18 protein-coding genes and 1 pseudogene are annotated in these 21,335 nt (G+C 71.2%); 13 read left to right on the forward strand and 6 right to left on the reverse strand.

Annotation, left to right across the window (positions count from 1 at the left end; genetic code table 11):
* Positions 1-148: pseudogene (locus tag ACFYX3_RS15730) on the forward strand (IS5/IS1182 family transposase); the annotation flags it as partial.
* A gap of 73 nt (positions 149-221) precedes the next feature.
* Here ACFYX3_RS15730 and aspS read toward each other — a convergent pair.
* Positions 222-2,039, reverse strand: coding sequence for an aspartate--tRNA ligase (aspS, locus tag ACFYX3_RS15735; protein ID WP_389013253.1), 1,818 nt, complete (start codon positions 2,037-2,039; stop codon positions 222-224).
* A 170-nt stretch (positions 2,040-2,209) separates the two neighbouring features.
* On the opposite strand from aspS, the gene ACFYX3_RS15740 reads away from it, so the two are divergent.
* Together ACFYX3_RS15740 and ACFYX3_RS15745 are read left to right on the forward strand one after the other, a co-directional pair.
* Positions 2,210-4,330, forward strand: a complete 2,121-nt coding sequence (locus ACFYX3_RS15740; protein WP_389013256.1) for a SpoIIE family protein phosphatase — start codon at positions 2,210-2,212, stop codon at positions 4,328-4,330.
* Positions 4,331-4,457: 127 nt separating this feature from the next.
* Positions 4,458-5,273, forward strand: coding sequence for an MBL fold metallo-hydrolase (locus ACFYX3_RS15745; RefSeq protein ID WP_389013259.1), 816 nt, complete (start codon positions 4,458-4,460; stop codon positions 5,271-5,273).
* Here ACFYX3_RS15745 and ACFYX3_RS15750 read toward each other — a convergent pair.
* The 3 genes from ACFYX3_RS15750 to ACFYX3_RS15760 all read right to left on the reverse strand — a co-directional run bounded on the left by ACFYX3_RS15750 (position 5,270) and on the right by ACFYX3_RS15760 (position 8,015).
* Positions 5,270-6,325 (reverse strand): AI-2E family transporter, encoded by a 1,056-nt coding sequence (locus tag ACFYX3_RS15750; RefSeq protein ID WP_389013262.1) that lies wholly within the window; start codon positions 6,323-6,325, stop codon positions 5,270-5,272. The genes ACFYX3_RS15745 and ACFYX3_RS15750 overlap by 4 nt on opposite strands.
* Positions 6,326-6,408: 83 nt before the next feature.
* On the reverse strand, positions 6,409-7,371 hold the full coding sequence (locus ACFYX3_RS15755) for a pirin family protein (RefSeq protein WP_389013265.1): 963 nt from the start codon (positions 7,369-7,371) through the stop codon (positions 6,409-6,411).
* A 125-nt stretch (positions 7,372-7,496) separates the two neighbouring features.
* Positions 7,497-8,015 carry an SseB family protein gene (locus ACFYX3_RS15760; protein WP_382656285.1) on the reverse strand — a complete coding sequence of 173 codons (519 nt, stop codon included), beginning with the start codon at positions 8,013-8,015 and terminating at the stop codon, positions 7,497-7,499.
* 127 nt (positions 8,016-8,142) lie between these two features.
* Here ACFYX3_RS15760 and ACFYX3_RS15765 point away from each other — a divergent pair, with 127 nt between their 5' ends.
* The 6 genes from ACFYX3_RS15765 (at position 8,143) to ACFYX3_RS15790 (ending at position 14,969) form a co-directional block, all read left to right on the forward strand.
* Positions 8,143-8,577 carry a hypothetical protein gene (locus tag ACFYX3_RS15765; protein WP_389013269.1) on the forward strand — a complete coding sequence of 145 codons (435 nt, stop codon included), beginning with the start codon at positions 8,143-8,145 and terminating at the stop codon, positions 8,575-8,577.
* Between the two features lie 6 nt (positions 8,578-8,583).
* Complete coding sequence (locus ACFYX3_RS15770; RefSeq protein ID WP_389013272.1) at positions 8,584-10,365, forward strand: alpha/beta hydrolase; 1,782 nt, start codon at positions 8,584-8,586, stop codon at positions 10,363-10,365.
* Positions 10,365-10,964 carry a hypothetical protein gene (locus ACFYX3_RS15775; RefSeq protein WP_382656278.1) on the forward strand — a complete coding sequence of 200 codons (600 nt, stop codon included), beginning with the start codon at positions 10,365-10,367 and terminating at the stop codon, positions 10,962-10,964. Before ACFYX3_RS15770 ends, ACFYX3_RS15775 begins: the two co-directional genes overlap by 1 nt.
* Before the next feature lie 208 nt (positions 10,965-11,172).
* A complete protein-coding gene (locus tag ACFYX3_RS15780; protein WP_116160067.1) occupies positions 11,173-13,002 on the forward strand; it encodes an acyl-CoA dehydrogenase in 1,830 nt (609 codons plus the stop codon).
* Positions 13,003-13,283: 281 nt separating this feature from the next.
* On the forward strand, positions 13,284-14,591 hold the full coding sequence (locus ACFYX3_RS15785; RefSeq protein ID WP_389013277.1) for a M18 family aminopeptidase: 1,308 nt from the start codon (positions 13,284-13,286) through the stop codon (positions 14,589-14,591).
* 54 nt (positions 14,592-14,645) lie between these two features.
* Positions 14,646-14,969, forward strand: coding sequence for a hypothetical protein (locus ACFYX3_RS15790; protein WP_376583397.1), 324 nt, complete (start codon positions 14,646-14,648; stop codon positions 14,967-14,969).
* On the opposite strand, the gene ACFYX3_RS15795 is transcribed toward ACFYX3_RS15790, so the two are convergent.
* Positions 14,970-16,772 (reverse strand): NHL domain-containing thioredoxin family protein, encoded by a 1,803-nt coding sequence (locus tag ACFYX3_RS15795; protein WP_389013280.1) that lies wholly within the window; start codon positions 16,770-16,772, stop codon positions 14,970-14,972.
* A gap of 142 nt (positions 16,773-16,914) precedes the next feature.
* On the opposite strand from ACFYX3_RS15795, the gene ACFYX3_RS15800 reads away from it, so the two are divergent.
* The 3 genes from ACFYX3_RS15800 to ACFYX3_RS15810 are packed head-to-tail and all read left to right on the forward strand — an operon-like array spanning position 16,915 to position 19,526.
* Positions 16,915-18,252 (forward strand): hypothetical protein, encoded by a 1,338-nt coding sequence (locus tag ACFYX3_RS15800; protein ID WP_389013283.1) that lies wholly within the window; start codon positions 16,915-16,917, stop codon positions 18,250-18,252.
* Positions 18,253-18,254: 2 nt separating this feature from the next.
* Complete coding sequence (locus ACFYX3_RS15805; RefSeq protein WP_389013286.1) at positions 18,255-19,004, forward strand: hypothetical protein; 750 nt, start codon at positions 18,255-18,257, stop codon at positions 19,002-19,004.
* Between the two features lie 30 nt (positions 19,005-19,034).
* Positions 19,035-19,526: an LURP-one-related/scramblase family protein gene (locus tag ACFYX3_RS15810; RefSeq protein ID WP_385658775.1), complete on the forward strand. Its 492-nt coding sequence runs from the start codon at positions 19,035-19,037 to the stop codon at positions 19,524-19,526.
* On the opposite strand, the gene ACFYX3_RS15815 is transcribed toward ACFYX3_RS15810, so the two are convergent.
* Positions 19,523-20,719, reverse strand: coding sequence for a trans-sulfuration enzyme family protein (locus tag ACFYX3_RS15815; RefSeq protein WP_389013289.1), 1,197 nt, complete (start codon positions 20,717-20,719; stop codon positions 19,523-19,525). The genes ACFYX3_RS15810 and ACFYX3_RS15815 overlap by 4 nt on opposite strands.
* Before the next feature lie 207 nt (positions 20,720-20,926).
* Here ACFYX3_RS15815 and ACFYX3_RS15820 point away from each other — a divergent pair, with 207 nt between their 5' ends.
* Positions 20,927-21,304, forward strand: a complete 378-nt coding sequence (locus tag ACFYX3_RS15820) for a hypothetical protein (protein ID WP_382656260.1) — start codon at positions 20,927-20,929, stop codon at positions 21,302-21,304.
* Positions 21,305-21,335: the final 31 nt, after the last annotated feature.

The raw sequence follows: 21,335 nt of genomic DNA on the forward strand, positions 1-21,335 counted from the left end.
CACCACCCACGCCAAGATCCGCTGCGTCGGCGAGCAGGCCATGGCCACGCTGAAGGGCTGGCGCCTGCTCCGGAAACTCCGCTGCAGCACCAACCGCATCACCGACATCGTGAAGGCTGTTCTCGTTCTTCACCACGCATCAGCGTGAAGTTGGAAACGGCTCACCGATGGGGCCCGGAACCGCATCCACGGTTCCGGGCCCCATCGGTGTCGAAAGCTGATTAGCGGCCCGCCTCCGGGTGGACCGATTCCGTCACCGGGCGGTCTTCCGTGACCTTCTTCTCGACCGGCTTGCGGAGCTGGATGTTGAGCTCGCGCAGGCGGGACTCGTCGAGTTCCGTCGGGGCGCCCATCAGGAGGTCCTGGGCGTTGCCGTTCAGCGGGAAGGCGATCGTCTCGCGGATGTTGGGCTCGTCGGCGAGGAGCATGACGATGCGGTCGACGCCCGGGGCGATGCCGCCGTGCGGCGGGGCGCCGTACTCGAAGGCGCGGAGCATGCCGGCGAACTCCGACTCGACGGTCTCGCGGCTGTAGCCGGCGATCTCGAAGGCCTTGAACATGATCTCGGGCTCGTGGTTCCGGATGGCGCCGGAGGAGAGCTCGATGCCGTTGCAGACGATGTCGTACTGCCAGCCGAGGACGTCCAGCGGGTCCTGGGTCTCCAGGGCCTCGAGGCCACCCTGCGGCATGGAGAACGGGTTGTGCGAGAAGTCGATCTTGCCGGTCTCCTCGTCCCGCTCGTACATCGGGAAGTCGACGATCCACGCGAAGCGGAAGACGTTCTCCTCGAACTGGCCGGCGCGCTTGGCGGCCTCGACCCGGACCGGGCCCATGATCTTGGAGACCTCGTCGAACTCGCCCGCACCGAAGAAGATCGCGTGGCCGGGAGCCAGGCCGAGGCGCTCGGTGAGGACCTTGACGTTCTCTTCGGTGAGGAACTTGGCGATGGGGCCGGTGAGGGCGTTCTCCTCGCCCACGCGGACCCAGGCCAGGCCCTTCGCGCCCAGGGAGACCGCGAAGTCGCCGAGGGAGTCGAAGAACTTGCGCGGCTGGTCGCCGGTGTTCGGGACGGCGAGCGCGCGGACGTGCTTGCCGGCGAAGGCCTTGAACTCGGAGTTCTCGAAGACGTCCGAGATGTCGACGAGTTCGAGGTCGGTGCGCAGGTCCGGCTTGTCGTTGCCGTACTTCAGCATCGACTCGCGGAACGGGATGCGCGGGAACGGCGAGGTGACGTGGCGGCCGCCGCCGAACTCCTCGAAGAGCTCCGTCATGAGCTTCTCGATCGGCTGGAAGACGTCCTCCTGCTCGACGAAGCTCATCTCGACGTCGAGCTGGTAGAACTCGCCCGGCGAGCGGTCGGCGCGGGCGTCCTCGTCGCGGAAGCAGGGCGCGATCTGGAAGTACCGGTCGAAGCCGGAGATCATCAGCAGCTGCTTGAACTGCTGCGGCGCCTGCGGCAGCGCGTAGAACTTGCCCGGGTTCAGGCGGGACGGGACGACGAAGTCGCGGGCGCCCTCGGGGGAGGTCGCGGCGAGGATCGGGGTCGCCATCTCGTTGAAGCCGAGGGCCACCATCTTGGAGCGGATGGAGGCGATGACGGCGGAGCGCAGCATGATGTTGCGGTGCATGCGCTCGCGGCGCAGGTCGAGGAAGCGGTACTCCAGGCGCCGCTCCTCGTTGACACCGTCGTCGGTGTTGATGGTGAAGGGGATCTGCTTGGCGGCGCCGAGGACCTCGACCTCGGCGGCCTCGATCTCGATCTCGCCGGTCGGCAGCTCGGGGTTGACGTTCTCCGTGCCGCGGGAGACGACCTTGCCGTCCACGCGGACGACGGTCTCCTTCGTCAGCTTGTCGAGGACCTCGGCGGCGGGGGTGCCGGGCCGGGCGACGAGCTGCGTGATGCCGTAGTGGTCGCGCAGATCGATGAAGAGGATGCCGCCCAGGTCGCGCCGATTGTGCAGCCAGCCGCTCAGCCGGACGTCGGTGCCGACGTCAGAGGCGCGGAGCTCGCCGCAGGTGTGGGACCTGTACCGATGCATCGTCGTTCATCCAGTCTTCGGGATCTTTGGGGTCGGCGGCTGCCTTGTGGCCCCTGTCACAGATGTCACAGGACACGAGGGCAGACCCACCCAGAGTACCGGCCGGTCCAAGATCGCATTTCGAATAGTGTCGGTGGCGACCTGCTGTCCGATATTCATAAAGTGGGGCAATGCGCACCGAGGACGTCCTGGCCGCGATCGCGACCGGCCTGTGGCGCTGGGACAACGCGTCCGGGATCGTCTCGCTCGACGCCGAGGCCGCCCGGCTGCTCGGGCTGCCCGCCGAGCCCGTGCGGCTCACCGAGGCGGCGGTGCGGTCGCGTTTTCACCCGGTCGACTGGAACGAGATCGACGGGGTGGTCAACCTCGCCGTCGCCGAGGGCACCCTCGCGGAGGCCCGGCTGCGGATCATGGACGAGCACGGACGGGTGATCCGTACCGTACGGAGCAGGTCGAAGCCGCTGATCGAGGGCAACGACTACCAGCTGGTGGGCACGCTCCAGGAGGTCGCCGAGCAGCAGCCGGGCACCGCCGCCCGTACCCCCATCACCGGCGACTGGCGCCGCTCCCGCGAGGCCTTCCTCCTCGACGCGGGGCGGGCGCTCGCCGAGGCGCGGTCGACGGCCGAGGTGCTGCGGGTGGCGGCCTCGCTGTCCATGCCCGGTTTCTCGCCGGACGGGCTCGCGGTCTTCGGCGTGGCGGGCGAGCGGCTGACCGTGATCGGTCACCACGGGCACAGCGAGGGCGACGAGGGGCCGTTCTCGTCGATGTCGCTGGACACCGACTATCCGGCGGCGGAGGTCGCGCGGACCGGGCGGGCCATCTATCTGCCGACGCCGGAGGAGTATCTGCGGCGGTTTCCCATGACCTGGCCGCTCGCGCAGCGGTTCGGGCGGCGCTCCTGGGCCTTCGTGCCGCTCGTCGTCGCCGGGCGGACGATGGGCGCCTGGATGGCGGCCTTCAAGCACCCGGTGGCGTTCACGCCCGACGAGCGCTCCGTGCTGACGACGGTCGCGCGGATGCTCGCGCAGGCGCTCGCACGCGCGGGCGTGGCCGAGTCCGAGCGCGAGCTGTCGCTCGGACTCCAGCGGACGATGATGCCGGTCCTCGGGCCCGGCATCCCCGGCATCCAGGTCGCCGCGCGGTACGTGCCGACCGGCGGCGGGCTCCAGGTCGGCGGCGACTGGTACGACATGATCCGGCTGCCCGGCGGCTCCTCCCGCACCGGCCAGCCCGGCACGGGCCGGATCGCGCTCGTCATCGGGGACGTGCAGGGGCACGACGTGCGGGCGGCCGGCCTCATGGGGCAGCTGCGGATCGCCCTGCGCGCGTACGCCTCCGAGGGCCACCGTCCCGACGCGGTCCTCGCGCGCGCGTCCCGCTTCCTGTACGGGATCACGGACGGGGACGACGGGGACGGGAACGGCGGCGGTCCGCGTTTCGCGACCTGTCTCTACCTGGAGGTCGACCTGGAGACGGGGATCGTCGACATCGCGCGCGCGGGGCATCCGGATCCGGCGGTACGGATGAACGACGGAACGGTTCTGCTCCGGCCCACCGCCGGGGGGCTGCCGCTCGGCATCGTCCCCGACACCGACTACCCCACCACCCGGCTCACCCTGGAGCCCGGCGAGACCCTCATGATCTGCACCGACGGGCTCCTGGAGACCGGCGGGCACGACCTGGACAGCGGCTGGGAGCGCGTACGGGAGCTCCTGGAGTCCCATGACGGCGACGACCTGGAGCGGCTCGCCGACGCGCTCGTGGAGGCCGTCCACGGGCCGGGCTCGCACCACACGACGGGGCCGCTCGCCGACCGCCGGGAGGACGACATCGCGGTGCTCCTGCTGTCCCGCCGGCCCGCCGGCACCGCCCGGGAGGCCCCGCGCCGCACCCTGATGACCATCGCCCAGGCCGAACCGGAACGGATCGCCGAGGCCCGCGAGCAGGTCCGGCAGCTGCTGCACGACTGGTCGGACGAGGACCAGCTCGACGCGGCGGTCCTGATGGTCTCCGAGATGGTCACGAACGTCCTCGTCCACACGGACGGCGACGCGCTCCTGGTCGCGGAGGTCGCGTGCGGCGAGAAGACGCGGCGGCTGCGGGTCGAGGTCTCCGACGGCAGCGACGAACTGCCGCACAAGCGGCACCCGGGGGAGATGGCGTCCAGCGGGCGGGGCCTGGTCCTGATGGGGATGCTGGCGGACGCGTGGGGGGTGGATCCGCGGGGCGAGGGCAAGGCGATCTGGTTCGAGCTGAACGAGCCGGGGTCGGAGGAGGGCCTCGGGTAGCCTCCGGCGGCCGGCGCGGTCATGGGCTCGGTCCCCACCGTTGTGGCACCGTCCTGGCGGGCGCGTCCCCCTCCCCCGGCGCAGACTGGTTCCAGGCGGTCGCGTGCGGGGGAGCACGGAGTGCGTCATGGACACCCACAAGGTCGGCAGTGACACCACGGTGATCGCCGACAGCCTCGACGTGCCGGGGATCGGGCATCTCCCCGTCAACGCCTACGTCCTCACCGCCGCCGAGCCCGTGGTCGTCGATACCGGGCTCTCGGTCGAGGACCGTGACTTCGTCGCCGCGCTCGGCGGGGTCGTGGAGCCGGCCGACGTGCGCTGGATCTGGCTGACGCACCCCGACCGGGACCACACGGGCGGGATCTTCGACCTGCTCGACGCGGCGCCACGCGCGCGCGTGGTCACGACGTTCATCGGTTTCGGCATCATGTCGACCGAGCGGGCGCTGCCCATGGACCGGGTGTACTTCCTCAACCCGGGCCAGTCCCTCGACGTCGGCGACCGGACGCTGCACGGCTTCCGGCCGCCGCTCTACGACAACCCGGCCACCGTCGGCTTCTACGACGACCGGACCCGGATCTGCTTCAGCTCGGACTGCTTCGGCGGTCCGATGCCGAGCGCCGAACTCGCCGAGAGCGGGCACGCGAGCGATCTGAAGCCGGAGGAGCTGCGGCGGGCGCAGCTGCTGTGGGCGACGATCGACAGCCCGTGGGTGCAGCTGGTGGACCCGGGGAGGTACCGGGCTTCGATCGAGCCGCTGCGGGCGATGAATCCGGAGATCGTGCTGTGCACGCATCTGCCGCCGGCCGTGCGGATGACGGACCGGATGCTGGACACGATCGCCGCCGCGCCGGACGCGGACCCGTTCGTGGGCCCCGACCAGGCGGCGCTCGAACAGCTTCTGGCCTCGTTCGAGCGCGGTGGTCTGGCGCCGGCCTAGCCGTCCGCGGCAGGGCTTCCGTACCGCGTCCTCAGCTCCCCCAGGACCCCCGTGGCCGCGGCCGTCAGCGGGACGGCGAGGAGCATGCCCAGGATGCCCGCGACGGACGCGCCGGCGGTGATCGCGAGCATGACGACGGCCGGGTGCATCTGGACGGTCCGGCTCTGGACGAGGGGCTGGAGGACGTTCCCCTCGATGACCTGGACGGCGAGGACGACGCCGAGCGTCCACAGCGCGATGACGAAGCCGCGGTCGGCGAGGGCGACGAGGACGGCGATCGCTCCGGAGAGGAAGGCGCCGAGGTACGGGATGTAGGCGGTGACGAAGACGAGCGCGGCGAGGCCCACCGCGCCGGGCACGTCGAGGATGACGAGGCCGATGCCGATGAGGACGGCGTCGACGAGGGCGACGACGGTGGTGCCGCGCATGAAGCCCTCGACGGCCTCGAAGGCGCGGCGGGCCATGGCCTCGACGAGGTCGCCGGTGGCGCGGGGGGCGAGGGCGCGCAGGGTGCCGGCGACCCGGTCGGAGTCCTTGAGGAAGAAGAAGATCAGGAGGAGCGCGAGGACGGCGGTGGCGAGCATCTGGCCGACGACGCTGAGCCCGCTGATGACGCCGGACGCGGCGGTGCCGCCGAACTCCTTGAGGAGTTTCTCGGCGTTCCTGGCGAGGTCGTCGAGGGAGGTGCCTGCCGCGCCGAGGTGGTCGGCGATGTCGGAGGCGGCCTGCCGGAGCGAGGCGAGGATCTGGCCGCCGGTGTCGATGAGGGCGACGACGACGATGTACGTGGCGCCGCCGACGACCACGAGGACGGCGGCGACGGTGAGCGCGGCGGCGAGGCCCTTGCGGACCTTCATCAGCACCAGGCGCCGGTAGAGCGGCCCGAGGAGGGCGGTGCCGAGGATCGCGAGGAGGACGGGGGTGACGGCCGTCTTGAATTCGACGCAGAGCCAGATGAAGACGGCGGCGACCCCGGCGGCGAGCAGCAGGACGACGCACCAGGCGGCGAACCGGCGGACGGGTTCGGGGAGGAGCGGTGTCTGCGTCTGCACCCGTCCACCGGATCATGCCCGTCGGCGTGTCGTCGCACGCTGACGGGCCGTCCGGGTGACGGCCCGTCAATCGGCGGTACGGACTACTCGCCCATCCCGTGGACCGCCGGGATCGTGCCGAGGCGGCCCGCCTGGAAGTCCTCGAAGGCCTGGCGGAGTTCGGCCTGGGTGTTCATGACGAACGGGCCGTAGTGGGCCATGGGCTCGCGGATCGGCTGTCCGCCGAGGAGCACGACCTCCAGGTCGGGGGTGTTCCCGTCCTGCTTCTCGTCCGCGCGGACGGTGAGCGCGCCGCCCTTGCCGAAGACGGCGGTCTGCCCGGTGTGGATGGGCCGGCGGTCGGTGCCGACGGTGCCGCGGCCGGCGAGCACGTACGCGAGGCCGTTGAAGTCCTCGCGCCAGGGCAGGTCGATCTCGGCGCCGGGGCGCAGGGTGGCGTGGATCATCGTGATCGGGGTGTGGGTGATGCCGGGGCCCTCGTGGCCGTCGAGCTCGCCGGCGATGACGCGGAGCAGCGCGCCGCCGTCGGGGGAGGTGAGGAGCTGGACCTGGCGACCGCGGATGTCCTGGTAGCGGGGGGCCATCATCTTGTCGGCGGCGGGCAGGTTCACCCACAGCTGGAGGCCGTGGAAGAGGCCGCCGCTGACGACGAGGGACTCCGGCGGGGCCTCGATGTGGAGGAGGCCGGAGCCGGCCGTCATCCACTGGGTGTCGCCGTTGGTGATGGTGCCGCCGCCGCCCTGGGAGTCCTGGTGGTCGAAGATCCCGTCGATGATGTAGGTGACGGTCTCGAAGCCCCGGTGGGGGTGCCAGGGGGTGCCCTTGGGCTCGCCGGGGGCGTACTCCACCTCGCCCATCTGGTCCATCATGATGAACGGGTCGAGGTACTGGTAGTTGATCCCCGCGAAGGCCCGGCGGACCGGGAAGCCCTCGCCCTCGAACCCCTGCGGGGCCGTGGTGACGGCGAGCACGGGGCGGGTGACGGCATCGGCCGGGGCGGCGACGCGCGGCAGGGTGAGCGGGTTCTCGACAGTCACAGCGGGCATGACCGGACCTCCTAGGTGCGACCTTGTACGTCCACTTTAGTTGAACGCTGAACTTTCTGCCACCAGGAACGCGAAACGCCCGGGAGGAATTCCTCCCGGGCGTCCCCACGTACCTCCAGCGTCCGTCAGCCGTACATCCGCCGCATCGCGAAGTCGACCATCTGCTCCACGGCCTTCGCGTCGAAGACCATGCGGTGGTCGCCCTCCATGTCGAGCACGAAGCCGTAGCCCGTCGGCAGCAGGTCGATCACCTCGGCGCCGGTGATCACGAAGTACTTCGACTCCTTGCCCGCGTACCGCCGCAGCTCCTTCAGCGAGGTGAACATCGGGATCACCGGATGCTGGGTGTTGTGCAGGGCCAGGAAGCCCGGGTTGTCGCCGCGCGGGCAGTAGACCTTCGAGGTCGCGAAGATCTGCTGGAAGTCCTCGGGGGCCAGCGTGCCGGTCGTGAAGGCGCGCACGGCGTCCGCGAGGGAGGGCGGCGAGGGCTCCGGGTACAGCGGGGGCTGCTGCTGGGCGTAACCACCCTGCATACCGCCCGGCATACCGGCCTGCATCCCGGCCTGCGGCGGCGCGTACTGCCCCTGCTGGGGCGGGGGCGCGTACTGCTGCTGGGCACCCGGATTCTGGTCGTAGCCGTACATGCGGCCCAGACTATCGACCGGCGGGCCGCCGGGGCAGGCGCATCGGTGCCTCTCGCACGTTTCTTCGCACCGCACCCCCTCTCTTGCTAGGTTCGCGGAAGCAATCCGGCCACCACGGGGGTGACAGATGGCGCTCAACGCCAAATGGCAGGAAATCATCGGAGAACAACCCGCGGCGATGAGCCTCGCGGGGCTCTCCGCCCCGGACGGGGGAGGCGGCGACCTCAAGGCCGACGTCGGCCCCTGGCACAGCGCCGGAAACACCGCGGGCGAGCTGCGGACCTCCACCTCGAACTCGGTCACCGACCTGGACACGGCCAACGAGGGCGTCACCGGCTCCACCGCCGGCTTCGACTCCTCCGCCGCGCTCACCGAGATCCTCGGCACCTGGAAGACCCGCGTCTCCGCCGTCCGCGACGAGTGCGGCCGGCTCGAAGGCGCCCTCAAGGCCGCCGGACGGGACTTCGGCGAGCGCGAGGAGGACACCCGGCAGAAGGTGGCCGCCGAGGGCGCCCGGCAGTCGGGCTCCTCCGATCGGCCCGGCCAGAAGAAGGAGGGCTGATCCCGCATGCCCACCTGGCAGCAACTGCGCGACGTGAAGCTGAGCGAGTACACCGACGCCGCCGACGGCTGGGGCAAGGTCAGCTCCCGCGCCAACGCGGACAAGGACCGCGTGGACAACGGCATGTTCGCCAAGATCCACGACACCCAGAAGGGCGAGGCGGCGAGCAAGGCGGGCGGCGACGTCCAGCAGCTCTCCCGCAACTACCAGTACCTGCACACCGAGTGCGGCCTGATCCGTACGGCGCTCAACGGGCTCGCGGCCGAACTCGCCGCCCCGCAGAAGAAGCTGAAGCAGGCCCTCGAGGACGCGGAGAACCTGAAGTTCACCGTGAACGCCGACGGGACGGTGACCTACCCGACCCAGTCGTCCGTCCTCGCCCCGGGCTCGAACACCGCGCACGACGGCGCCCCCATCCCCTACCTCCCCGGCAAGGCCGAGGGCATCGGCAGCGCCGACGCCAACAAGGGCAAGGCCGAGGACATCGCCCAGCGCATCGGCGACGCCGTCCGGGAGGCCGCCGAGATCGACGGCCGCTACGCCGGCGTCCTGCGCAAGCTCAAGGCCGAACCCGGCCTCACCGTCAGCGACGAGACCCTCGTGGACGCCGCCAAGGACACCAAGGCGATGCAGGACGCCGCCGGCAAGTACGCCGACGACGACAAGATCCCCCACGGCAAGTCCCCCAAGGAGAACGCCGACTGGTGGAACGGCCTCACCCAGGAGCAGCGCGACGAGTACGCGACGCTCTACCCGGCCTCCGTCGGCGCCCTGGACGGCCTGCCGTCCTCGGTCCGCGACGACGCCAACCGCATGGTGTTCGCGGAGACCCGGGCGCAGATCCAGACGGAGCTGAACAAGCCCGCACCGAACCAGTACATCCCGAACCCCAGCGGCTCCTACCCGGCGGTCGTCACCAGTCCCGAGTACCGGGAGTGGCAGAAGAACCAGGAGACGCTGAAGAACCAGCTCAAGGGCATCGACTCGATCCAGGCCCGCTTCGACGCCACGGGCAAGGAGGGCCTCCCCGAGGCCTACCTCCTCGGCTACGACAAGAACGGCATCGGCCGGGCGATCATCGCCAACGGCAACCCCGACACCGCCGACCACACCGCCGTCTACGTGCCGGGCACGACGACGAACCTGAACGACTTCGACGACAACATCTCGCGGATGACGAACACCTGGCTGGAGACCCAGAAGTGGGCGCCCGGCCAGAACGTCTCCACCATCACCTGGTTCGGCTACGAGGCCCCGCACTCCATCGCCCCCGACGCCATGCAGAAGGGCTGGGCGCACGACGGCTCCCCCAAGCTGCTCCAGTTCATGGACGGCCTGGAGACCGTGCAGGGCGGCCCCGACAAGAGCCACACCACCATCATCGGACACAGCTACGGCTCCACGGTCGTCGGCGATGCCTCCAACCGCGGCCATCTCGCTGCCGACGACATCGTCGCCGTCGGCAGCCCCGGCATGCTGACCGGCAAGGCCGAGAACCTGGACGTCGACAAGGGCCACGTCTGGTCCGAGGCGGCGTGGAACGACGTCGTCCCCGCGGGCGGCAAGGTGGCCGGGCTCGGCGGCTACACATGGGGCGTCGAGACCTGGAACGGCATCCCGTTCAACGCCGGGTACGTGCAGACCGTGCCCTCCGACGAGCTGTTCGGCGCCCATCGGATGGACGTGGACACCAGCGGACACAGCGACTACTGGACCCGGGACTCGGAGAGTCTCAAGAACCAGGCGAAGGTCGTGGCAGGCGCGTACGACAAGGTGAACGAGGACTGATGAACCCCAGCGACCACCCCACAAGCACCCCTGCGGCGACGGCCTCGCGCCGGCGCCGCCCCCGGCGCCCGGCCGCGCTCGGCGCCCTCCTCTGCCTCACCACCCTCGCGACGGGATGCAGCACCATGAGCGACGCGGACGACCTCGGCTACACCCCCACGACGCTCGGCGTCGAGGACGCCAGGACCCGGACGAAGGAGATCTCCAGCGAGATCTTCGACATGATCGGCCTGCCCCGGGCCAAGTCGACACCGGGCGGCGCGGGCGCCTCCCGGTGCCAGGAGGACCCCGAGCACCTCTTCTCGATCCGCCACCCGTGGTCCCTCTACGACGTCTCCGAGGACGAGCTGAAGCAGGGCTTCGAACGGCTCCACCAGGCGCTGCCCGCCAAGGGGTGGAAGGTCGTCTCGTACGGCCCCAACAGCAGCAAGGCCAGGTCCCTGGAGATCACGGCGGACAAGGAGAACGAGCACTTCGCCCTCAACGCCGAGCTGTGGGTCGGCAGCAAGGACCCGAAGCAGAAGAACCTGATCGGCGTCACCGTCGTCTCCGGCTGCTTCCGCGCTCCGGAGGGCACCGACCTGACACATCTGTACTGACCGGATACGTCCCGTGTCCGGCCGGACCGGGCCCCGGACCGGCCGGACACGGCCGAAAGGCGACTGAGGGGCGCGTCACAGACTTCTGTCCCGGATTGGGGTTGCCGTTATTACCGGTGGGTAGCATCATCGTAGAGAGCGTGAGCTACTCACCGGTAGTACGTCTACGAGGACATCCGCCTCCCCGAGCCTTTACGGAGCCGTCGCCATGGGGCACTACAAGTCGAATCTCCGCGACATCGAGTTCAACCTCTTCGAGGTCCTCGGCCGCGACAAGGTGTACGGCACCGGGCCGTTCGAGGAGATGGACGTCGAGACCGCCAAGAGCATCCTCGACGAGATCCGCCGCCTCGCCGAGAACGAGCTCGCGGAGTCCTTCGCCGACGCCGACCGCAACCCGCCGGTCTTCGACCCGGAGACCAACACGGCCCCGGTCCCGGCCACCTTCAAGAAGTCGTACAACGCCTTCATGGAGTCCGAGTACTGGCGCCTGGGCATCCCGGAGGAGATCGGCGGCACCGTCTCCCCCCGCTCCCTGATCTGGGCCTACGCGGAGCTGCTGCTCGGCTCGAACCCGGCCATCTGGATGTACTCCTCCGGCCCGGCCTTCGCCGGCATCCTCTACAACGAGGGCAACGAGGCGCAGAAGAAGGTCGCGCAGATCGCCGTCGAGAAGCGCTGGGGCTCCACCATGGTCCTCACCGAGCCCGACGCGGGCTCGGACGTCGGCGCCGGCCGCACCAAGGCCATCCAGCAGGAGGACGGCTCCTGGCACATCGAGGGCGTCAAGCGCTTCATCACCTCCGGTGAGCACGACATGGAGGAGAACATCCTCCACTACGTCCTCGCCCGCCCCGAGGGCGCCGGCCCCGGCACCAAGGGCCTGAGCCTCTTCCTCGTCCCGAAGTACGAGTTCGACTGGGAGACCGGCGAGCTGGGCGCCCGCAACGGCGTCTACGCCACGAACGTCGAGCACAAGATGGGCCTCAAGGCCTCCAACACGTGCGAGATGACCTTCGGCGACCAGCACCCCGCCAAGGGCTGGCTGATCGGCGACAAGCACGACGGCATCCGCCAGATGTTCCTCATCATCGAGTTCGCCCGCATGATGGTCGGCACGAAGGCGATCTCCACCCTCTCCACGGGCTACCTCAACGCCCTGGAGTACGCCAAGGAGCGCGTCCAGGGCACCGACCTGGCCAACTTCATGGACAAGGCCGCGCCCAAGGTCACCATCACGCACCACCCCGACGTCCGCCGCTCGCTCATGACGCAGAAGGCGTACGCCGAGGGCATGCGCTCCCTCGTCCTCTACACGGCCTCCGTGCAGGACTCGATCGCGGTCAAGGAAGCGGCCGGCGAGGACGCGAAGGCCCTGCACGGCCTGAACGACCTGCTGCTCCCGATCGTGAAGGGCTACGGCTCCGAGAAGGGCTACGAGCAGCTCGCGCAGTCGCTCCAGACCTTCGGCGGCTCCGGCTTCCTGCAGGAGTACCCGATCGAGCAGTACATCCGGGACGCCAAGATCGACACCCTCTACGAGGGCACCACGGCCATCCAGGGCCAGGACTTCTTCTTCCGCAAGATCGTCCGCGACCAGGGCGCCTCCCTGAACGCACTGTCCGAGGAGATCAAGAAGTTCCTCGCGGTCGGCACCGGCGGCGAGGAGCTGGCCGGCGCCCGCGACGCGCTCGCCAAGGCGGCCGTCGACCTGGAGGGCATCGTCGGCAAGATGATCACCGACCTCACCGCCACCGGCGAGGACGTCAAGAACATCTACAAGGTCGGCCTCAACACCACCCGCCTGCTGCTCGCCTCCGGCGACGTCGTCGTCGGCTACCTGCTCCTCAAGGGTGCGGCCGTCGCCGCCGAGAAGCTGGCCGAGGGCGCCACGGGCAAGGACGTCGCCTTCTACCAGGGCAAGATCGCGGCCGCGAAGTTCTTCGCCGCCAACGTCCTGCCCGGCGTCTCCGCCGAGCGCGCGCTGGCCGAGGCCGTCGACGGCTCGCTCATGGACCTGGACGAGGCCGCGTTCTAAGACGCGCCACGTCCTGAGGGAACGGCCCGTCCCCGGGGAGGGGGGCGGGCCGTTCCTGCTGTCAGGGCGGGGCGGGGTTGTCCGTACGGCCCGTCCGGGGGGCGGGCCGTACGCACGGCCCGGAACGGAGCGGGTGGTGTCCGGACGAGGGACGGACGGTGTCCCGGACGGGATCGGACGGTGTCCCGGGGGCGTCCCGGACGCGGGCTGCTGGTGTCCCTGCGGTGTCCCCATTTCCGGGGTCTCGTATTCGAATTCCGGTCTCTGCGTAAGGTGACCCCATGAGCAGCGCAGCTTCCCGTCCCACCGCCGGCCCCTTCGACCGCGGCCACACCGACGACCTGATGGCCTTCCTGACGGCCTCCCCCTCGCCGTACCACGCGGTGGCGAGCACGGCCGAGCGGCTCGATAAGGTCGGTTTCCGCCGCGTCGAGGAGACCGCGGCCTGGGACGGCACAAGCGGCGGGAAGTACGTGATCCGCGGCGGCGCGATCATCGCCTGGTACGTGCCGGAGGGCGCCGCCGCCCACACCCCGTACCGGATCGTCGGCGCCCACACCGACTCCCCCAACCTGCGCGTCAAGCCGCAGCCCGACATGGGCGCGCAGGGCTGGCGCCAGGTCGCCGTCGAGATCTACGGCGGGACCCTGCTCAACACCTGGCTCGACCGCGACCTCGGCCTCGCCGGCCGCCTCACCCTCCGCGACGGCAGCCACCACCTCGTCAACGTCGACCGGCCGCTGCTGCGCGTCCCGCAGCTCGCGATCCACCTCGACCGCCAGGTCAACGACGGCCTCAAGCTCGACCGCCAGCGCCACATGCAGCCCATCTGGGGCATCGGCCAGGTCCACGAGGGCGACCTGATCGAGTTCGTCGCCGCCGAGGCCGGCGTCGACGCCGAGGACGTCACCGGCTGGGACCTCATGGTCCACGCCGTCGACGCGCCCGCCTACCTCGGCCGCGACCAGGAACTCCTCGCCGGCCCGCGCATGGACAACCTGCTCTCCGTGCACGCCGCCACCGCCGCGCTCGCCTCCCTCGCGGGCCGCGACGACCTCCCGTACATCCCGGTCCTCGCCGCCTTCGACCACGAGGAGAACGGCTCCGAGGCCGACACCGGCGCCCAGGGCCCCCTCCTCGGCAACGTCCTGGAGCGCTCGGTCTACGCCCGCGGCGGCTCCTACGAGGACCGGGCCCGTGCCTTCGCCGGCACCGTCTGCCTCTCCTCCGACACCGGCCACGCCGTCCACCCCAACTACGCCGAGCGCCACGACCCGACGCACCACCCGCGCGTCAACGGCGGCCCGATCCTCAAGGTGAACGTCAACCAGCGGTACGCCACCGACGGCAGCGGCCGCGCGGTCTTCGCCGCCGCCTGCGAGAAGGCGGGGGTGCCCTGGCAGTCCTTCGTCTCCAGCAACGACATGCCCTGCGGCACCACGATCGGCCCGATCACGGCGGCCCGGCACGGCATCTCGACGGTCGACATCGGCGTCGCGATCCTCTCGATGCACAGCGCCCGCGAACTCTGCGGCGCGGACGACCCGTACCTCCTCGCGAACGCACTGGTGGCGTTCCTGGAGGGCTGAGCCTCCGCCGCCGCGAAACATCCGCGAAAGGCCGCACCGGGCAGGGTCGTCCTCATGCATCGTCATGAGGGGCCGCCCCGGGGCAAGTTCATCACCGTCCTGACCGCCGCCGTGGTGCTCGCCACGGCGGCGGGCGGAGCCGTGATCGCGCGCTACGACGAACAGCCCCCGTGGGGCAGGGACATCGCCTACGAGGGCGGATACCTCCAGGCCGTCCGGATCGTGAAGTGGCGCCCCCTGCGCGAGGGCGAGTGCGCCGACATGGAGCGGCAGGGGATGGGCGGCGAACGGGCCGTGCACGATCCGGCGGCCTGGGTGGAGGGGTGCCTGGACGGGGCCGCGGGGCGCCCGTCCAGGAACCAGGGGATCGTCCGCTGACTAGCCGTCCATACCGGCGAGGATCAGCGGAAGGCGGGCGACGCCGTCGGCCGTGACCTTCACCGGAACGCCCCAGTCCTGCTGGTGGACGTGGCAGGCCGGGTACTCGTTGGCGGGGTCGTCGTCGCAGGACGCGGCCATCGCGGAGACGTGCAGCACGCCCTCGGTGATCTCCGGGTCGAGGTCCAGCTCCCGGAAGAGATCGGTCCCGGTCCCCTCGCCGCCGCGCAGCAGCTCCGGCGGGGTGGAGGAGACCAGGAGGCGGGTCGAGGGGCCGTAGCGCTCGTCCAGCTTCTGCCCGGTCGGGGCCTGGAAGACGACGTCGAGCCGGAGCCGGCCGGGGGCGATCTCGGTGGCCTCGCGCTGCGTCCGGTAGGCGGCGGACTCGACCTGGACGGCCTCCTCGGGCAGCCGCAGCCGGGTCAGCCGGTGCCGGGCGGACTCGACGACCACGATGTCGCCGCCGACGAGGACCGCGTCGCTGGGCTCGCGCAGATCGGTGGCGAGGGTGGTGACCTCGCCGGTGGCGGGGTCGAAGCGGCGCAGGGCGTGGTTGTACGTGTCGGAGACGGCGACCGAACCGTCGGGCAGGGCGGTCACGCCGAGCGGGTGCTGGAAGAGCGCCTGGTCGGCGGCGCCGTCCCGGTGCCCGAAGTCGAAGAGCCCGGTCCCGACGGCCGTATGAACGACGCCTTCGGTGTCGACGTACCGCAGGGCGCTGGTCTCGGAGTCGGCGATCCAGAGCCGGTCCTCGGTGGCCGCGAGCCCGGACGGCTGAGCGAACCAGGCCTCGGCGGCGGGCCCGTCGACGAGCCCCTCGTTGGTGGTCCCGGCCGCGACCTGGACGGTCCCGGTCTCCGGGTCGTACGTCCACAGCTGGTGCACACCGGCCATGGCGATCCACACCTTGCCCTGCCACCAGGCGACGTCCCACGGCGAGGACAGGTCGACGTCGAGCGCGGGGCCGGAGGTCGGGGAACCCTGCCACCACTGCTTCCCGGTGCCGGCGACGAGCTCGATGGCCCCGGTCCCGGGGTCGTACGTGCGCAGGGCGTGGTTCACGGTGTCGGCGACGACGACCTTGCCGTCCGGGAGCAGGGCGAGCCCCTGCGGCTCCCGGAACACCCCCTCGCCGATGCGCCGCACGACGGTCTCGCCGTCCTCGGCGAGCTCGACGAGCTGGTGCCGGGTGGTGTCGGAGACGAGGAAGTTCCCGTCGGCCAGGACGACGGCCTTCCCGGGGAACCTCAGGTCGGTCGCGACGGGCTCGGGCGCCACGTACGGTCCGTCGCCGCGCCGCAGCGTCCCCTTGGCCTCGTGCTCGGCCTCCAGCTCCTCGACGAGCGTCCGGATCGCGTTGGCGTGCCCCTCACCGGCGTGCTGGGCGACGACGTACCCCTCGGGGTCGATCACGACGAGCGTCGGCCAGGCCCGCACGGCGTACTGCTTCCAGGTCGCCAGCTCCGGGTCGTCGAGCACGGGGTGATGCACCTCGTACCGCTCGACGGCATCGACGACGGCCTGGTGCTCGGCCTCGTGCACGAACTTCGGCGAATGCACCCCGACGATCACGAGCGTGTCGCGGTGCTTCTCCTCCAGGTCCCGCAGCTCGTCGAGGACGTGCAGGCAGTTCACACAGCAAAATGTCCAAAAATCAACTACAACGACTTTCCCCCGGAGGTCGGCGAGGGTGAGTTCCTTGCCTCCGGTGTTGAGCCAGCCGCCCCTGCCGATCAGCTCGGGGGCACGGACACGGGCACGGCGGCGGGGCGCGGGCGCAGGGGTGGGCGCGGAGTCGTTCATGGTTCAAGGGTGCCGTACGGGTGGAAAGTGGGGGCCGGGTGGGGGGCCGGGGCGTGTCCTGGGTGGGGGTGGGGTGGGGGCGGGCGGTGGCATGGGGCGCATGACGCGTGCGGGCAGATCATCGGACTATCGCCTCCGCCAGGTGAGTGGTGGACTGCTGATGGCGTTGCTGCTCGTCCTGCCCGGAGCCGCCGCCTGGGCCGGGGGCGTCGGAGACGGTGCGCTGCGGATGACCGTGACCGTGGACGGGCGCGCCGGCAGTGCGGAGCGGCCGTCGGCGGTACGGGTCGGGGCCCAGGTCGTGAAGCGGTACCGGCTGGTCAACCGGGGTGAGGCCCATCTGTACGGGGTACGGGTCGTCGACCCCGGTGTGCCCGCCGGGGCCGTGTCCTGCCCTCGGCGGCCGCTCGCCGCGCTCGGGGAGGTCGAGTGCGTGGCCCGTTTCCGCGCGCTGCCCGGCGTGCACCTCGCCGCCGCGCGGGCCCAGGGGGACATCCCGTCCCTCGGGCGGACGATCGGTGCCGTCGCCCGCTCCGGGTACTCCGGGGTCGCCGGGGGGCTCGCGCTCACCGAGCGGATCTCCGTCACGGGCGGGCGGGCCGTCATCACGTACGTCGTGAGCAATACGGGCAACCTCGCCCTCCATGGCGTACGCGTCGCCGACACCGCCCTGCGGCTCGGGGCCGTGTACTGCGGCCGGGCCGGCGTCGCCGGGCTCGTCCCCGGCGCCTCCGCCCGCTGCACTGCCACCGTCCGGCTTCCTCCGGGCACCCACCGCAGTACCGGGCTCGCCACCGGCAGCGACCGGATTCCGACCTATGACGCCTTCGGCGACCTCGTACCCGCGCCCACGCTCACCGCGCGTTCCTCCGCCGCCTTCGCCGTCGCCGCGCCCCGGGTGACGGGGGCCGGTGGGGGGAGGGGCGGGAGTGCGGGGAGTGGTGCGGGTGGGGCTTCCGCTGGGGCTGGGGCTTCCTCGGGTGCTGGGGCTTCTGCGGGGGCTCGTGGGGCGGCGGGGAGTAGTGGTGTCAGGGGTGCGGTGGGGGGCGCTGGGGGTTCTAGGGTGCCCGGGGCTCCCGGGGCCACCGGGGCCACCAGGGCCGCTGGTGCTCCCGGAACCACCGGAACCACTGGCACCACCGGCACCACCGCTGGGGTCGGGGCCGGGGCTTCCTCGCTCTCTGGGGTCGCCCCGCAGGCCGCCCCGTCCTCCGTGCCCCGGTCCGCACCCCCCTCCCCACCGGGTGCCGCCCCTCCCGCCGGTCGCGAGACCGTCCCCGCGCCCCCCACCCCGCCCCGGACCGACCTCAGTGCCGGGCAGCGGCCCCGCGTCCGGGCCGTGCCGGACAACGAGGGGCTCTTCGGTCGGTTGCGGCGGCGGGCCCGGGAGGCTCATGAGTTCGGGGTCGTGGCGATGTTGCTGCTGCTTCTGATCCCGGCGGCGGTCGCGGCCGCTCTCCTCGGCAGCCGGGGGAACTGACCGTGGCCCTGTCCGAGACGCTCTTCGTCGTCCTCGGCGTCGCGTTCGTCGCCGCCCTCGCCGTCTTCGCCAAGACCAGGCTCTTCCCGGCCGACGAGGACGAGGAGCCGCGCGAGGACGTCGCCGAGTACATCGCCATGATGGTGTCGGTCCTCTACGCGGTGGTGCTCGGGCTCTGCCTGGTGTCCGTCTGGGACACCCGCTCCGACGCCGCCGACAACGTCCAGGCCGAGGCGAGCGCCCTGCATCAGATGTACCTCCTCGCGGACGCGCTCCCCGCCGCCCGGAGGCAGCCGCTGCGGGACGCAGCCCGTACGTACGCCGATCACGTCGTCGGCGTCGAATGGCCGGCGATGGAGGAGCGCGAGCCGCTCGGCCCGTCCGGCTGGCAGCTGCTCGAACGGCTCCGGAAGGCGGGCGAGGTGGGGGACTCGGCCAAGGTGCCGGAACAGATCGCGGCCCAGGAGGTGCTGGCCCAGCTCGGCTACGTCGACGACGCGCGGCGCGGTCGGGAAGCGGCGGCGCAGGAGCGGCTCTCCCCGGTGCTGTGGACGGGTCTGATCATCGGCGGTGCGCTGACGCTGGCGTTCATGTTCCTCTTCGGGATCAAGAGGAGTACGACGCACGTGGTGATGGTGATGGGCCTGTCCGGGTTCATCGCCTTCACCGTGCTGCTGATCCATCAGCTCGACGCGCCGTTCGGATCGATGCTCGGCGCCTCACCGGACGCGTTCACCCGCTACTTCGGGTGAGAAACCCACGGGGCCGGGAAGGCATACGGCGTGAAATATCTCGTACGGGACAAGATGTTCGCGATCGGCGACGACTACTGGATCGAGGACGAGCAGGGCCGCCACGCCTTCCTCGTCGACGGCAAGGCCCTGCGGCTGCGCGACACCCTGGAGCTGAAGGACCCCGACGGGCAGGTCCTCGTGACCCTGCGGCAGAAGATGTTCAGCCTCCGGGACGCGATGACGATCGAGCGGGACGAGCGGCCGCTCGCGACGGTGCGCCGCAAGCGGCTCTCGCTGCTGCGCAACCACTACCGGGTGACGCTCGTCGACGGCACCGAACTGGACGTCAGCGGCCGGATCCTGGACCGGGAGTTCACCGTCGAGTACGAGGGCGAACTCCTGGCCCACATCTCCCGGCAGTGGTTCCACGTCCGCGAGACGTACGCGGTGAACGTGGTCCGGGAGGACGCGGACGCGGCGCTGCAGATCGCGGTCGCCGTGTGCGTCATCCGGATGGCGGAGCGGGAGCGGGAGGACTAGGCGGCCTTCGTCAGTGCCTGCTCCAGGTCCGCCCACAGGTCCTCCACGTGCTCGATGCCGACCGAAAGACGGACCGTGCCGGGGCCGATGCCGGCCGCCGCGAGGGCCGTCGCGTCGAGCTGGTGGTGGGAGGTGGACGCCGGGTGCATCACCAGCGTCTTCACGTCGCCGAGGGAGACGCTCAGGGAGGCGAGCCGGACCGCCTCGACGAAGGTGCGGCCCGCCTCGCGGCCGCCCGCGAGGTCGACCGAGACGACCCCGCCGCCGCCGGCGGGCAGCAGGCGCGCGGCGATCTCCCGGTCCGGGTGGCTCGCGAGGGCCGGGTGGCGGACGGCCATGACCGCCGGGTGCGCTTCGAGCCGGGCCGCGAGCTCGGCGGCGCTCGCGCTCTGGCGCTCGATGCGCAGGGACAGGGTCTGCATGCCGCGCAGGGTGAGCCAGGCGGCGAACGGGTCGGTGGACGCGCCCTGTTCGACGGACTGGCGGCGGACCCTGCCGTACAGCTCGGGGTCCTTGAAGACGGCGACGCCGCCGAGGACGTCGGCGTGGCCGGCCAGGTACTTGGTGGCCGAGTGCACGACGATGTCGGCGCCGTGGTCGAGGGGGCGGCAGAGCAGCGGGGAGGCGAAGGTGTTGTCGACGACGACGGGCACCCCGGCCCCGGCGGCGACGGCGGCGAGCGCGGGCAGGTCGGCGACGCGGGTGGTGGGGTTGGCGATGGTCTCCAGGTAGAGGAGCCGGGTCTCGGGGCGCAGGGCGGCCCGTACCTCCTCGGGGTCGGCGCCGGAGACGTACGTGACGTCGACGCCCCAGCGTGCGGCAAGGTCGGTGAGGACCGCGTAGGTGCCGCCGTACAGGCAGGTCTGGGCGATGACGTGGGCGCCGCCGGCGAGCAGGCCGAGGAGGACGGCGTTGATGGCTCCCATGCCGGAGGCGAAGGACCGGGCGGCGGTCCCGCCCTCCAGGCGGGCGACGGCGTCCTCCAGGGTGCGGACGGTGGGGTTGCCGAGGCGGGAGTAGAGGAAGGCGTCCGGTGAGGTGAAGCCCTCGGCGAGGGCGTCGGCCGAGTCGAAGGCGAAGACATGCCCTTGGTGGAGGGGCACACCGAGGGGCCTGCTGCCCGTGACCTCGACGTGCGGCGGGTGGACGGCGAGGGTCTCGGGGCGCGGGGTGGCTGAGTCTGCGGTGGTCATGAACTCAGTCTGGAAGAAGGCGCGTTCGCCGCCCCAGATCCAATCCAAGAGGATTGGACCCACCCTTGCGTCCCACGCGTCACCACGAAAACATACGATGCACCTGCAAAGGCACAAGCATTCGTTTCATGGGGGCGTGGGGCTATGGGCTTTGACGAGGAATGGGCCGGTATACGGACCTCCACACCTGAACAGGGCGCCGTCGGCATGCGGTTGAACCAGCTCGACGGCGGAGGCGGCGGAGGCTCCGCCGGCGGTTCGCCCGATCTCGCCACCGCACCAGCAAAGAAGAAGGCCGCGGCGAACACGATCGAGAACGAGCTGGAGCCGAACACCGACAAGGCCGCCAAGTGGGCGGATTCCGCCACCACGGCGGCCGTCGCCGGTTTCGCCGGCTGGGCGACCGCGGCCGGTCTGAAGACCGTCGAGACCACCTGGGACAAGCAGGTCAGGACGCTCCTCGCCCGGCTCGCCTCCGAGAAGACCGCCCTGCGCGGCACGGCGCTCTCCTTCAGCGGCCAGGAGCTCGACACCCGCGCGCGGATCGCGGGCGTCCGGCCGACCTCGAGCATCACACAGTACTGAGGGGGGCGGACCGACCGTGCTGACGTACGCC

The sequence above is a fragment of the Streptomyces sp. NPDC002463 genome (genome assembly GCF_042889835.1).
Taxonomy (GTDB): domain Bacteria; phylum Actinomycetota; class Actinomycetes; order Streptomycetales; family Streptomycetaceae; genus Streptomyces; species Streptomyces nymphaeiformis.

Coding starts and splice junctions, on each gene's coding strand:
- ACFYX3_RS15780 (WP_116160067.1), top strand. CDS start 11,173: ATGGGGCACTACAAGTCGAATCTCCGCGACATCGAGTTCAACCTCTTC.
- ACFYX3_RS15770 (WP_389013272.1), top strand. CDS start 8,584: ATGCCCACCTGGCAGCAACTGCGCGACGTGAAGCTGAGCGAGTACACC.
- ACFYX3_RS15755 (WP_389013265.1), bottom strand. CDS start 7,371: ATGCCCGCTGTGACTGTCGAGAACCCGCTCACCCTGCCGCGCGTCGCC.
- ACFYX3_RS15740 (WP_389013256.1), top strand. CDS start 2,210: ATGCGCACCGAGGACGTCCTGGCCGCGATCGCGACCGGCCTGTGGCGC.
- ACFYX3_RS15785 (WP_389013277.1), top strand. CDS start 13,284: ATGAGCAGCGCAGCTTCCCGTCCCACCGCCGGCCCCTTCGACCGCGGC.
- ACFYX3_RS15820 (WP_382656260.1), top strand. CDS start 20,927: ATGCGGTTGAACCAGCTCGACGGCGGAGGCGGCGGAGGCTCCGCCGGC.
- ACFYX3_RS15760 (WP_382656285.1), bottom strand. CDS start 8,015: ATGTACGGCTACGACCAGAATCCGGGTGCCCAGCAGCAGTACGCGCCC.
- ACFYX3_RS15775 (WP_382656278.1), top strand. CDS start 10,365: ATGAACCCCAGCGACCACCCCACAAGCACCCCTGCGGCGACGGCCTCG.
- ACFYX3_RS15790 (WP_376583397.1), top strand. CDS start 14,646: ATGCATCGTCATGAGGGGCCGCCCCGGGGCAAGTTCATCACCGTCCTG.
- ACFYX3_RS15815 (WP_389013289.1), bottom strand. CDS start 20,719: ATGACCACCGCAGACTCAGCCACCCCGCGCCCCGAGACCCTCGCCGTC.
- ACFYX3_RS15795 (WP_389013280.1), bottom strand. CDS start 16,772: ATGAACGACTCCGCGCCCACCCCTGCGCCCGCGCCCCGCCGCCGTGCC.
- ACFYX3_RS15745 (WP_389013259.1), top strand. CDS start 4,458: ATGGACACCCACAAGGTCGGCAGTGACACCACGGTGATCGCCGACAGC.
- ACFYX3_RS15765 (WP_389013269.1), top strand. CDS start 8,143: ATGGCGCTCAACGCCAAATGGCAGGAAATCATCGGAGAACAACCCGCG.
- aspS (WP_389013253.1), bottom strand. CDS start 2,039: ATGCATCGGTACAGGTCCCACACCTGCGGCGAGCTCCGCGCCTCTGAC.